At 71.0% G+C, this 13,311-nt stretch carries 9 protein-coding genes and 1 pseudogene; 3 read left to right on the top strand and 7 right to left on the bottom strand.

Features of this window, described 5'->3' with window-relative positions; translation table 11 throughout:
• Nucleotides 1-189: 189 nt before the first annotated feature.
• Nucleotides 190-3,072 (top strand): discoidin domain-containing protein, encoded by a 2,883-nt coding sequence (locus tag ACIBD9_RS04285; RefSeq protein WP_396714385.1) that lies wholly within the window; start codon nt 190-192, stop codon nt 3,070-3,072.
• Nucleotides 3,073-3,261: 189 nt separating this feature from the next.
• Nucleotides 3,262-6,957, top strand: a complete 3,696-nt coding sequence (locus tag ACIBD9_RS04280; RefSeq protein ID WP_396714383.1) for a discoidin domain-containing protein — start codon at nt 3,262-3,264, stop codon at nt 6,955-6,957.
• A 1-nt stretch (nt 6,958) separates the two neighbouring features.
• Here the strand turns inward: ACIBD9_RS04280 and ACIBD9_RS04275 are convergent, their stop codons facing one another.
• Complete coding sequence (locus tag ACIBD9_RS04275; protein WP_396714381.1) at nt 6,959-7,759, bottom strand: crotonase/enoyl-CoA hydratase family protein; 801 nt, start codon at nt 7,757-7,759, stop codon at nt 6,959-6,961.
• Between the two features lie 185 nt (nt 7,760-7,944).
• Between ACIBD9_RS04275 and ACIBD9_RS04270 the strand changes: the two genes are divergently transcribed.
• The gene (locus ACIBD9_RS04270) at nt 7,945-8,799 is read left to right on the top strand and encodes a DUF2231 domain-containing protein (protein WP_396714379.1); all 855 of its coding nucleotides are present in this window, start codon (nt 7,945-7,947) and stop codon (nt 8,797-8,799) included.
• 933 nt (nt 8,800-9,732) lie between these two features.
• Here the strand turns inward: ACIBD9_RS04270 and ACIBD9_RS04265 are convergent.
• From ACIBD9_RS04265 to ACIBD9_RS04240, 6 genes and pseudogenes are all read right to left on the bottom strand, one after another.
• Nucleotides 9,733-10,800, bottom strand: a pseudogene (locus ACIBD9_RS04265) (LysM peptidoglycan-binding domain-containing protein); the annotation flags it as partial.
• Nucleotides 10,801-10,814: 14 nt separating this feature from the next.
• A complete protein-coding gene (locus ACIBD9_RS04260; RefSeq protein WP_396714377.1) occupies nt 10,815-11,264 on the bottom strand; it encodes a pilus assembly protein TadG-related protein in 450 nt (149 codons plus the stop codon).
• The gene (locus ACIBD9_RS04255) at nt 11,261-11,728 is read right to left on the bottom strand and encodes a TadE/TadG family type IV pilus assembly protein (protein WP_396714375.1); all 468 of its coding nucleotides are present in this window, start codon (nt 11,726-11,728) and stop codon (nt 11,261-11,263) included. The genes ACIBD9_RS04260 and ACIBD9_RS04255 overlap by 4 nt, the downstream gene beginning before the upstream one ends.
• Nucleotides 11,725-12,168 carry a TadE family protein gene (locus ACIBD9_RS04250; RefSeq protein ID WP_396714373.1) on the bottom strand — a complete coding sequence of 148 codons (444 nt, stop codon included), beginning with the start codon at nt 12,166-12,168 and terminating at the stop codon, nt 11,725-11,727. The genes ACIBD9_RS04255 and ACIBD9_RS04250 overlap by 4 nt, the downstream gene beginning before the upstream one ends.
• Before the next feature lie 5 nt (nt 12,169-12,173).
• A complete protein-coding gene (locus ACIBD9_RS04245) occupies nt 12,174-12,380 on the bottom strand; it encodes a hypothetical protein (protein ID WP_396714371.1) in 207 nt (68 codons plus the stop codon).
• A gap of 24 nt (nt 12,381-12,404) precedes the next feature.
• On the bottom strand, nt 12,405-13,274 hold the full coding sequence (locus tag ACIBD9_RS04240; RefSeq protein WP_396714442.1) for a type II secretion system F family protein: 870 nt from the start codon (nt 13,272-13,274) through the stop codon (nt 12,405-12,407).
• Nucleotides 13,275-13,311: the final 37 nt, after the last annotated feature.

Raw genomic sequence — 13,311 nt, 5'->3', positions numbered from 1 at the left:
AGGGCCCGGGGGGGGGTGGTGGGTGGTAGGATCGTTTGGCTCATCGTTTGCCGGGCCGGGGGGGGGGGGGGCCCCCCGCGCCCCCCCCCCCCCCCCCACGCCACCAAGAAGGGAGAACCGAGGGGGACGCGCGACACCGCACCGACACGGGGGGATCTGGCCTGCCTGACGAAAGGGAGAGCGCAGCTCATGGCCAACCACACCACCGGCACCCCGCACCACCTTCGACACCCGGCCCGAACAGGGTTGGCCGCCATCGCCGCCACCCTGCTCGCCGCCACCTCGGTGACCGCCCTCGCGGTCACCGGCACCGCGACCCCGGCCTCGGCGGCGGGGTTGTCCCCCTTCGACATCCCCAACCGGGGCGCCACCGTGCCGTTCATCGAGCAGGAGGCGGAGGAGACCGCCCACAACGGCACGAAGATCGGCCCGGACCGGCGTTACGGCACGCTGCCGTCCGAGGCGTCCGGTCGGGAGGCGGTCACCCTGGACGCCGTCGGCGAGTACGTCGAGTTCACCCTCACCGCCCCGGCCAACGCGGTCACCTTCCGCTACAGCCTGCCGGACAGCCCGGCCGGCACCGGCCGCGACGCCGCCATCGACCTGCGGGCCAACGGGGCGCTGCTGAAGTCGGTCCCGGTGACGTCGAGGTACGGCTGGTACTACGGCGGATACCCGTTCAACAACAACCCGGGCGACACCAACCCGCACCACTTCTACGACGAGACCCGGGCGTTGTTCGGCAGCACCCAGCCGGCCGGCACGAAGATCCGGCTCCAGGTCTCCTCTACCGCGCAGTCGCCCACGTTCACCATCGACCTGGCCGACTTCGAGCTGGTCGCCCCGGCGATCACGAAGCCCTCCGGTGTGCTCGACGTGGTCACCGACTTCGGCGCCGACCCGAGCGGCGCGACAGACTCGACGGCCAAGTTCCAGGCGGCGGTCGACGCCGGCAAGGCCCAGGGCCGGGCGGTCTGGATCCCGACCGGCACCTTCACCCTCTGGGACCACGTGGTGGTCGACGGGGTGACCCTGCGCGGGGCGGGCCCCTGGTATTCGGTGCTCGGCGGGCGGCACCCCACCGAGCGGAACAGGTCCGTCGGCATCTACGGCAAGTACGTCCCCGGTGGCGGCTACACCGGCCCGGTCCGCGCGCACGAGGCGAACGGGCCCAGCCGTAACGTGACGCTGCGGGACTTCGCCATCATCGGCGACATCCGCGAGCGGGTCGACGACGACCAGGTCAACGCCCTGGGCGGGGCGATGACCAACTCGGTGGTCGACAACCTGTGGTTGGAGAACACCAAGGTCGGGGCGTGGATGGACGGCCCGATGGACAACTTCACCATCCGCAACAGCCGCATCCTCGACCAGACCGCGGACGGGGTGAACTTCCACACCGGCGTGACCAACTCGACGGTGACCAACACGTTCGTCCGCAACACCGGCGACGACGCGTTGGCGATGTGGGCGCAGAGCGTGCCGAACGTCAACAACTCCTTCACCCACAACACCATCGGGGTGACCCTGCTGGCCAATCACCTGGTCAGCTACGGCGGTCGGGACATCAAGATCACCGACAACGTGACGGCCGACTCGCTGACGAACGGTGGCGGCATCCACGTCGCGAACCGCTACCCCGGCGTGCAGGGCGCCACCGGAGTCCAGGGCACCTGGACGATCGCCCGGAACACGTTGATCCGTAACGGCAACTCGGACTACAACTGGAACTTCGGGGTCGGCGCGATCTGGTTCTCCGCGCTCAACGAGGCGTTCCAGAACCCCACCATCAACATCACCGACACCGACATCCTGGACAGCTCCTACGCGGCGCTGCACTGGATCGAGGGCCAGACCAACGGAATCAACCTCAACAACGTACGGATCGACGGCGCCGGCACGTACGCGCTCCAGGTGCAGGCGAACAGCCAGGTGTCCTTCACCAACGTGCGGGCCACCAACATCGCGCAGAGCAACCCGATGCACAACTGCGTCGGCGCCGGGTTCCAGATCACCCAGGGCTCCGGCAACTCCGGCTGGTACACCCCGACCCCGTACTGCGGCCCGTGGCCGACTCCGCAGTGGGGCGGTGGACCCACCTCGCCGCCGCCGACCACCCCGCCGCCCACCACCCCGCCCCCGACCACCCCGCCCCCGACCAGCGGAAACCTGGCGCTGGGCCGGTCGACGACCGCGACCAGCACCAACCAGAGCTACACGGCCGCCAACGTGGTGGACGGCAACGCGTCGACCTACTGGGAGAGCGCCAACAACGCCTTCCCCCAGTCGGTCACCATCGACCTGGGCGCGTCCCGGTCGGTCGACCGGGTGGCGCTCAAGCTGCCCAGCGGTTGGGAGCAACGCACCCAGACCCTGTCGGTGCTCGGCTCCACCGACGGCTCGTCGTACACCACCCTGGCGTCGTCCGCCGGTCGGGTCTTCACCCCCGGCGCGGGCAACACCGTGTCGATCGGGCTGCCCTCCGGTGACCGCCGCTACATCCGGGTCACCGTCACCGGCAACACCGGCTGGCCGGCCGCGCAACTCTCCGAGGTCGAGGTGTACGGCGGCACCCAGACCACCCCACCGCCGACCACCCCACCGCCGACCACCCCACCGCCGACCACCCCGCCCCCGACCACGCCGCCGCCCAGCGGCAACCTGGCGGCCGGACGGTCGGTCACCGAGACCAGCCACTCCGACGTGTACGCCGCCGCCAACACCGTGGACGGCAACGCGAACACCTACTGGGAGAGCGCCAACAACGCGTTCCCGCAGTCGTTGACTGTGGACCTGGGGGCCGACCGGTCGGTGTCCAGGGTCGTGCTGAAGCTCCCACCGTCATCGGCCTGGCAGACGCGTACGCAGACGTTGGCGGTGCTCGGCTCCACCAACGGCTCGACGTTCACCACGTTGAAGGGGGCCGCCGGCTACAGCTTCAACCCGGCCAGCGGCAACACGGTCACCGTGACGTTCACGGCGACCACCCAGCGGTACCTGCGACTGACCGTCACCGGCAACAGCGGCTGGCCAGCCGGCCAGCTCAGCGAGTTCGAGGTCTACTCCAGCTAGGTCGGGTGCCCCCGCCCGGACCGGGCGGGGGCACCCGGTCCGGGCGCTCCGGCGCAACGCCGCGCCGGCCGTCCGATCCCGTCCCCAACCCGCACCGTCCCCCACCTGTCGCGGAACGACGGGCGTACCCCTGCACCCGTCACCGGGCAACGCACCCACACCCACCCCCGAAAGAGGTGTAGCGACTCCATGTCCAGGACCGGCACCAGACGAGGCACGCCGCCAACCGGCGCGCCCACCACCGCCCCCCGCACCGCCCGCACGGGCCGCCGTCGTATGCTCGCCGGCGCGCTCGCCGGGATGCTCCTCGCCACCGCCCCGGTCGTCACCCCCATGGCGAGCGCGGCACCGGCGGCCGACCCGTCCGCGACCGCCGCCCGCGTGGCCATGCTCGCCGGGCTCTCCGCCACCATGACCGCCAGCAGCTACAACCAGAACTACGTGGCGAGCAACGCCAACGACGGCAACGCGTCGACCTACTGGGAGAGCAACAACAACGCGTTCCCGCAGTGGATCCAGGCGGACCTGGGCGCCACGGTCAGCGTGGACCGCGTGGTGCTCAAGCTGCCGCCCGCGTCGGACTGGCAGACCCGTACGCAGACGCTGTCGGTGCTGGGCTCGACCAACGGCTCGACGTTCACCACCCTGAAGGCGTCCGCCGGCTACACCTTCAACCCGAGCAGCGGCAACACCGCGACCGTCAGCTTCACCGCGGCCAGCACCCGCTACGTACGCGTGCAGGTCACCGGCAACTCCGGCTGGCCGGCCGCGCAGTTCTCCGAGGTCGAGGTGTACGGCGCCACCGGCAGCACCGACACCCAGGCGCCAAGCGTCCCGGGCAACCTGGCCTACACCCAGCCGGCCAGTGGACAGATCCGGCTCGCCTGGTCGGCGTCCACCGACAACGTCGGGGTGACCGGCTACGACGTCTACGCCAACGGCGCACTGCGCGGCAGCGTCAACGGCTCGACCCTCACGTACACCGACAGCCAGGCGGACAGCGCCACGGTGTCGTACTACGTGCGGGCCAAGGACGCGGCCGGCAACCAGTCGGCGAACAGCAACACCGTGACCCGGACCGGCACCGGCAACCCGCCCACCGGTTCCAACCTGGCGATCGGCAAGCCGATCACCGCTTCCGGGTACGTGCACACGTTCGTGGCCACCAACGCCAACGACAACAACGTGGCCACCTACTGGGAGGGCAACGGCAACCCGAGCACGCTGACCGTGCAGCTCGGCGCGAACGCCAGCCTCAGCCAGGTCGTCGTGAAGCTCAACCCGGACTCGGCGTGGGGCGCGCGTACCCAGAACATCACGGTGCTCGGCCGCGACCAGGGCTCGTCGAGCTTCACCACCCTGGTCGGCGCGGCGAACTACACCTTCAACCCGGGCAGCGGCAACACGGTGACCATCCCGGTCTCCGGGGCGGCGGCCGACGTACGGCTCTCGATCGCCTCGAACACCGGCGCTCCGGCCGGTCAGGTGGCCGAGTTCCAGGTCTTCGGCACCCCGGCGCCGAACCCGGACCTGACCGTGACCGGCATGTCGTTCAGCCCGTCCGCACCGGTGGAGACCAGCACCATCACGCTCTCCGCGACCGTGCGGAACGCGGGCTCGGCGGCCTCCGGTGCGACGAACGTCAACTTCTACCTGGGCTCCACCCGGGTCGGCACCGCGTCGGTCGGCGGCCTCGCGGCCGGCGCCTCGACCACTGTCAGCGCCAGCATCGGCACCCGTGACGCGGGCAGCTACCCGCTCAGCGCCAAGGTCGACGAGTCGAACACCGTCGTCGAGCAGGACGACACCAACAACAGCTACACCAACCCCAGCCCGCTGGTGGTCAGCGCGGTCGCCACGTCGGACCTGGTCGCCTCGTCGGTCGCCTGGTCGCCGGGCAACCCGTCGGCCGGCAACACGGTCACCTTCTCGGTGTCGGTGCGCAACGCCGGCACTGTGGCGTCCGCGTCCGGCGCGCACGGCATCACGCTCACCGTGCTCAACGAGTCCGGCACCGTGGTCCGTACCCTGACCGGCTCGTACTCTGGCGTGATCAACGCCGGCGCCACGGTCGGCCCGATCAACCTGGGCACCTGGACCGCCGCGAACGGTAAGTACACCGTCCGGGTGGTGCTCGCCGCCGACGGCAACGAGTTGCCGGTCAAGCAGGCCAACAACACCAGTGACCGTCCGCTCTTCGTCGGTCGCGGCGCCAACATGCCGTACGACATGTACGAGGCCGAGGACGGCACGGTCGGTGGCGGCGCCACCGTCGTCGGGCCGAACCGGGAGGTCGGCGACCTGGCCGGCGAGGCGTCCGGTCGGCGGGCGGTGACCCTCAACTCGACCGGCAGCTACGTCGAGTTCACCACCCGGGCCAGCACCAACACGCTTGTCACCCGCTTCTCCATCCCGGACGCCCCGGGCGGCGGCGGGATCAACTCGACGCTGAACGTCTACGTCAACGGCACGTTCCACAAGGCCATCGACCTGACGTCCCGGTACGCCTGGCTGTACGGCAACGAGACCAGCCCGGGCAACTCGCCGAGCGCGGGCGGACCGCGGCACATCTACGACGAAGCCAACGTCATGCTCAACTCCACCGTCCCGGCCGGCAGCAAGATCCGTCTTCAGAAGGACCCGGCCAACACCACCACGTACGCCATCGACTTCATCAACACGGAGCAGGTGGCGCCGATCGCCAACCCGGACCCTGCCCGCTACACCACGCCGACCGGCTTCACCCACCAGGACGTGCAGAACGCCCTCGACCGGGTGCGGATGGACACCACCGGCAACCTGATCGGGGTCTACCTGCCGGCCGGCAACTACTCCACCTCGTCGAAGTTCCAGGTGTACGGCAAGGCGGTCCAGGTGACCGGTGCCGGCCCCTGGTACACCCGGTTCAACGCTCCCTCGGGCCAGGACAACACCGACATCGGCTTCCGGGCCGAGAACTCGGCGGCGAACTCGTCCTTCAAGAACTTCGCCTACTTCGGCAACTACACCTCGCGCATCGACGGCCCGGGCAAGGTGTTCGACTTCTCCAACGTGTCGAACATCGTGATCGACAACATCTGGAACGAGCACATGGTGTGCCTCTACTGGGGTGCGAACACCGACTACATGACCATCAAGAACTCCCGGATCCGGAACATGTTCGCCGACGGCATCAACATGACCAACGGGAGCACCAACAACCTGGTCAGCAACAACGACGCCCGGGCCACCGGCGATGACAGCTTCGCGCTGTTCTCGGCGATCGACGCGGGCGGCGCCGACATGAGGGACAACGTCTACGAGAACCTGACCTCGACCCTCACCTGGCGGGCCGCCGGCGTCGCCGTCTACGGCGGCTACGGCAACACGTTCCGCAACATCTACATCGCGGACACGCTCGTCTACTCGGGCATCACCATCAGTTCGCTCGACTTCGGCTACCCGATGAACGGCTTCGGTGCCAGCCCGCCCACCCGGTTCGAGAACATCTCGATCGTGCGGGCCGGTGGGCACTTCTGGGGCTCGCAGACCTTCCCGGCGATCTGGGTCTTCTCCGCCTCGAAGGTGTTCCAGGGCATCCGGGTCAGCGACGTCGACATCGTCGACCCCACCTACAGCGGCATCATGTTCCAGACCAACTACGTCGGCGGGCAGCCGCAGAACCCGATCACCGACACGGTCTTCACGAACGTCTCGATCAGCGGTGCCCGGAAGAGTGGTGACGCCTACGACGCGAAGTCGGGCTTCGCCATCTGGGCCAACCCGATGCCGGAGGCCGGGCAGGGGCCGGCCGTCGGGTCGGTCACCTTCAACAACCTCCGGTTGAGCAACAACGCGGTGGACATCCAGAACCCCACGACAACCTTCACCATCAACCGCAACTGAGCTAGCTCGCACCGGGCGCCGCCGGGAGGGTCCCCCCTCCCGGCGGCGTCGTGCCGTGTCGGCCCTCGCCCGCCGCGAACCGGGCCGCGCCGGCCGCCGCGTCCGTGGCCAGCGAGTTCATCCCGTACGCCAACTCGGTCGCCAGCGCCTCCGGCTCTCCTCGCCCCGCGCCGGCCAGCAGCGCCGCCCGGTCGTTGCGCAGGCAGGTCTGCGGGTGCCGGGCGATCGCGGCCGCCAACTCCTCGGCCGCCGCCCGCGCCTGGCCGGGTGGCACCAACCGATTGACCAACCCCATCGTGTACGCCTCGTCGGCCGGCACCGGGCGGCCGGTGAGGATCAGGTCCATGGCCCGACTCTCGCCGATCAACCGGGGCAGCCGGACGGTGCCGCCGTCGATCAACGGCACCCCCCAGCGGCGGCAGAACACCCCGAGGGTCGCGTCGGACTCGGCGACCCGCAGGTCACACCAGAGCGCCAGTTCGAGCCCGCCCGCCACCGCGTACCCGGAGATCGCCGCGATCACCGGTTTGCTGAGCGTCATCCGGGTCGGACCCATCGGGCCGTCCCCCTCCGGCTCGACCCGGTTGCCACTCGGCGTGCCGATCGCCTTGAGGTCGGCGCCGGCGCAGAACGTGCCACCGGCACCCCAGAGCACGGCCACCGCCGCGTCCGGATCGGCCTCGAAGGCTCGAAAGGCGTCAGCCAGCGCCCGCGCCGTCGGCCCGTCGACGGCGTTGCGGGCGGCCGCCCGGTCCAGCACCACCGTGGTAACCGCCCCGACCCGCTCCACCCGCACACCCATCCCGCCAGCATGCCCGGCCCGTCCCGCCCCCACAATCCCCGTCGATCTTGCACTTTTGGTTGCCGGTTCGCGGCTTGTGTCCCGAATTATCGGAGCAGAAACTGCAAGATCGGCGGCGTGGGCGCTGCGGCAGGTTTGTCGGCGTCGACCGGTTTGCGACGGCGATCGCCGGGAAGTCGGTACTCGTGCGAGCACTTTTGACGAAAGTTGAGCAGGACTCCCGGCTGGACCGCGCGGGTGACCGGTTGCAGAAGGTCGTGCTGGGGACGCTGCGTCCGCGCCGGCTACGTGACCTGCTGCACGGGGTGACCCTCGGGCATCCGCTGCACCCGGCGATGGTGCAGGTGCCGGTCGGCGCGTGGATCAGCGCCGCCGTGCTGGACCTCATGCCCGGGCAGCGTCGCCCCGCCACCGTACTGGTCGGTCTGGGCACCGTCAGCGCGCTGCCCGCAGCGGTCGCCGGTCTGAACGACTGGGCGGCACTCGCCCGCGAGCAGCGCCGGGTCGGCCTGGTGCACGCCGCCGCCAACACCGTCGGCCTGACGCTCTACGCCGGCTCGTTGGCCGCCCGACTGTCCGGCCGCCACGGGATGGGCCGCGCCCTCGGCTTCCTCGGGCTCTCCACGGTGAGCCTCGGGGCGTACATCGGGGGTCACCTCGCGTACAAGCAGGGGGCACAGGTCAACCAGAGCATCTCCGAGCTGCGGCGGATGTCCGACGGCTGGCACTCGCTGGCCGACATGGCGACGTTGCCGCAACGCACCCTGATCACCCGCGAGGTGGACGACGACGTCTCGGTGATCCTCTACCGGCACGGTGACGAGGTGACCGTGATGTTGGAGCGCTGCCCGCACCAGAGCGGGCCGCTCGGCGAGGGCGAAGTGCAGGAGATCGACGGCCACGCCTGCGTGGTCTGCCCGTGGCACGGCAGCGCCTTCCGGCTCAACGGCGGCGAGGTCGTGCAGGGGCCGTCCGGCAACGACCAGCAGATCCTGCCCACCCGGATCCAGAACGGCGTGCTCCAGACCCGCCTGCCCTGACCCTGCCTGCCCTGGCCCAGCCTGCCGTGACCAGCCCCGGGTGCTTCCAGCGTCGCGGTGCGCCCTCCATCGTCGCGGTGTACGACCGGGCGCCGATGCCTTCGGTGCCGCGGAGGCACTGACGCTATCGACGCTTATACCTCTGAGTCATTTTTATGACTCAGAGGTATATCGCTCCCCGAGACATTGCCCCGGCTCCCGCTTCGGCGGCTGGGACCAGACCGCCGCGGCCGCGATCGGCGCGACCTGGAGAAACCGATCAAGCACGAGGTGGCCAGCCGAGTCGCCGGTCCGGCACACGGCACACCCCTTTTGGATGTACGGAGCCTCCGCAGGGCGGCCGGGCCAGCAGGTCGTGCGGGCCGCTCAGGTGCGTCGGTGTCGGCCGACCGGCGGACCGTCCGGTACGGAGTCCAGGCCGTGCCCGCCGTCGAACAGCCCGCCCTCGCCACCATCGCCGGTCCAGCCGTCGTGACCACTCCAGCCCTCAGAGCCGGCGGTCGCCATTCCGCCGCCGGGAGGTGCCGTGCCGCCAGAGAGAGCCATCCCGCTACCCGGGAACGCCGTGCTACCGGGGAAAGCCATCCCACTGCCCGCAGGTGCCACCCCATTTCCCGCAGGTGCCGTGCCGTAGCCAGCAGATGCCGACCCACTGCCGGTAGGTGCCGCCTCGTAGCCGGCAGGTGCCACCCCGCTGCTGGCGGGTGTCATTCCGCCGCCGCCGCGAGGTGTGAAGTCGTTACCGCTGGGCGCGGTGCCGCCGTTCGGTGGCGTGGGGGCTTCGATGGCCGCCGCCGCCCGGTTGGCAGCCCACGCGGCGCCGCTCCCGGCCGCCCCACCACTGGCCCGCCGGGTGGCGCCGCTCCGGCCCGTGCCGCTGCCGCTCCGGCCCGTGCCGCTGCTGCTTCGGCCCGCGCCACCTCGGGGCGTGCGGGAGGAGGCGGCCAGGCGCGGAGCGCCCCCGGCGGTGGCCGGACGGCGGCGCAGCCCCAGGACTGCGCCGATCTGGGCGCCGACGATGCTCGCCACGGCCAGGACGGCGGAGACCGCCAGCGGGCGGTTCACTCGATCGGCGGCACCGGCCCGGGCCGCGCCGACCGTCATCGCGGGTGGCTGGCCGGCTGACTCCGTACCGCTGGGTGGTGCCGGGGCCACCCGCGGCGGTGCGGCCCGCTCGGGCGCCGGCCGGGGCGCGGGCGGCTTCGGCGCCGCCGGCCGGTCGACGAGCCGGCCGGTGGCGTGCTGCCGGGCCCCCTGGTCGGCGGCCTCCGTGGGTAGTCGGAGCAGTTGACCGGGGCGGATCCGGTCCGGGTCGTCGAGCTTGTTCAGCTTGGCGAGCTGTCGGTAGTCGCCGAACTCGTCCAGGTACCGCTCGGCCACCTCGCCGAGGTAGTCGCCCCGCGCCACCCGGTACACCGGTGCGGCCTCGTCGTTCGCCGCCGAGGCACCGGGTGCGGCGAGCCCGGTCCCGGCCATGCCGAGCAGCCCGCCCCGGGCCACCGGCGCGGCCGTGTCCGGTGTCGTCGCGGCGCGGGCTGGCGCGGCCAGGGTGGTGACGGCCGGTGCGCTGGGACTCGCGTACGCCGGGGCGCCGTAGACCGCGGCGGCGCTGGCGGCGGCCGGGCTGGCGACCAGGATCAGCGCGACCGAGCCGACCAGCGCGGCGGCTGCCTTCTGTTGGCGACCCATCCCGGGCAGCTTCGGCGCCGGCCGGCGCAGGGTCTGTGCACCCAACTCGACGAGGACGGAGAAGGCGAACGTGGCCCAGCCGAACCAACCGGCCACGGCCAGAGCCCGCAGGAAGAGCTGACCGTCGTCCCGGCTGGTCAGCGCGGTGCCCACCTCGCTGATCGTGGGAAGGTGATCGGGCAGGGGGTTACCGGCGAAGGCGAGCAGCGCGATCGGCGCGCCGACCAGCAGCACCAGGAGCACGGCCAGCGCGCCGATGCCGGTGAGGATCCGTCCGGTCCGCCGTACGACGGACCCACCCGATACGGGCATGGCTGCCTTCCTTCCTAGGGTGTTGCGGTGATGGCACGCGCGGTCGCCTCGCCGGTGACGGTGACCGTCTTCTGCTGGACGAACGGTCCGAGCATCGAGCGCTGGTAGGTGATGGAGACGGTCACCCGGATCAGGGTCTCCCCGTCGACCTGGGGGAAGTTCACGGTGTGGCCGGCGGTGTTCACGGCAGCCAGGTAGTTGGCGACCGCCACCCGGGCCTCCGGCTCGTTGATCCGTTTCGGCCCGCCCTCGATGGCGGTGGCCCGGTCGATGGCCTGACCGCCGGCCCGGGCCGCCTCGGCGGCCAGGTTCTGGGCGCGTTGCAGGGTGCGGAGCTGTCCGGCGCCGTCGAAGGAGAGGCCGATGATGGCGAGTACGCCGACCATCGTCACCGCGAGGAAGATGCTCACCCGGCCGTGCTCACCTGCCCGCGACGACCTGACAGCGAACGTGGTGGCCGTCATTGCCGACTCCGGTAACGGTCAAGTGGGGAGGTGAACTCCGCGGTGATCTCCTTCTCACTCTTCATCCCGGGCAGGATGTCGAGCGTGATGTCCCGGAAGGACACCACGCAGCTGATCGTCACCGTCACCGTGGCGTCCGTACCGACCGAGCTGCTGAAGGCGTCGTCGAAGCTGGACTTATTGTCGGGCGACGAGCCGGTGAATGCCGGGTCCAGTTCGTTGACGCAGGCCAGGCCGTGCCAGTCCAGCTGGGCCTGGGCGGCCTCCAGCGCACTCTTCCGGGCGGTGTCGGAATCCCGGGAAATCGAGGCGGCCCGCGCGGCGTCGTGCGCGGCAGCGTCGAGCGCCTCCGCGGCGACCGCGCTGCGCCCGACCACACCGGCCAGCACCATCAACGCGATGAACGCGGGCGCGAGCACCGCCACCTCGATGGAGACCGAGCCCCGCTCCGCGGTACGGGTCATGGCGGGGTCACCCTCTCCACCGTTCCATGGGCGGTCTGCTGTATCGCGAAATCCACACCCGGCACCACCGACAGGGACCGGCCGCTCACCGTGCAGGTCACGTCGGTAGTGGTGGTCACGCAGGTCGGGCCGGCCTTGTCCCAGCCCACCAGCCAACCGCCGGCGGCCGTGAGGAAACTGGAGGCGCTCTCCACCCCGGCGCCGTTGGGCGCCTGGTACGTCCGCTGCGCGTTGACGCCACTCTGCGCGGCGTGCAACGCGGTGGAGCGGGCGAGGAAGACGGCCGCGATCTGGATCGAGGCGAAGAGCAGCACCAGGATCAGCGGCATCACCACGGCCAACTCCACCGGGTTGGCACCCCGCTGCGGGTCGACGGCCGCGAGGCGGTGCCGGACGGCGTTGACCGCCCAGCGCCCCCTCGACAGCGCGGCTCGACGCATCCCGGCTACTTGGCGGGCTTCGTGTAGTCCGGGATGCCGGACATCCAGTTGTCGGCCTTGGTCAGGGCCAGAGCGGTGACGGCCATGGCGACGACGACCAGGCCGGCGATGATCACCGCGGTGGGCACCGGGCTGTCACCGCGCTCACCGTCCCGGCGCAGCTCGGCCAGGCGCGTCGTCAGCACGACGTGCAGGTAGCTGAGGATGGACATGGCGTACTCCTTCAGGGGACGGGGTCAGACACGGGCGATGAACGGATAGAGGACGAACCCGAGCAGCACGAAGACGAGCAGTGCGCCCGGGATGTCGAGCTTGCTGGTGACCCCCTCGGCGCGGGCGAGGTTGTCGGTGCGGATCTGGTCGCGCAGCGAGTCGGCGCGGCTGCGCAGGGTCTCGTGCACCTGCGCTCCCTCGCTTCCCGAGGAGCGCATGATCGCGCCGACGTCACCCAACTCCGGAATACCGATCTTGTCGGCGAGGTCGCGCAACTCGTCCCAGGGCGCGTGCATCTGCATCTGGGCGATCCGCAGCGACTCCTGGAGCCGGTCGAACACCCAACCGTCGCAGACCGCCGCCGCCCGCTCCAGCGACTGCACCGGCCCGTGCGCGGCAGAGAGCTGCAAGGCCACCAGATCGAGGTACGTGCAGACCGCCTGGCGGAACTCGTCGCGGGCCGCGTTGGCCTTGGTCACCACGGCGCGGTGTGCCAGCAGACCGCCCAGCAGCGCCAGGCCGAGGCTGCCGAGCACCGGCACGACAACCGGGAACGGAACGCCGAGCACCCACAGCGCCGCCCCGAGCAGAGTCGGCGTGGCCAACCCGATCAGCGCGGAGAGCAACACCGACAGGGCGTACTGCTCGGAGGTCTGACCGATCAGGGCGAGCTGCATCTGCGGCGGCCGCAACCAGCGGGACATCCCGGTCAGCCAGTCGAGTCGCCGGGACGCGGGCGCGGCGAGACGACCGGTGCCCGGCGGCTGGTGCAGTCGGCGCAGGGCCGGCCCCAGCGCCGGTGTCGCCGGCACCAGCTCCCGGATCACCAGGAACACGCCCAGGCCGACCCCGGCACCACCGCAGACCGCGATGGCCAACTGCCAGTTCACGATCACGGGAGCCGCCCTTCGTTCGCGACTGCGGGGCTCC

This window comes from Micromonospora sp. NPDC050784 (assembly GCF_044456765.1).
GTDB lineage: Bacteria > Actinomycetota > Actinomycetes > Mycobacteriales > Micromonosporaceae > Micromonospora > Micromonospora foliorum.
This window is presented reverse-complemented; position numbering and strand designations above follow the sequence as displayed.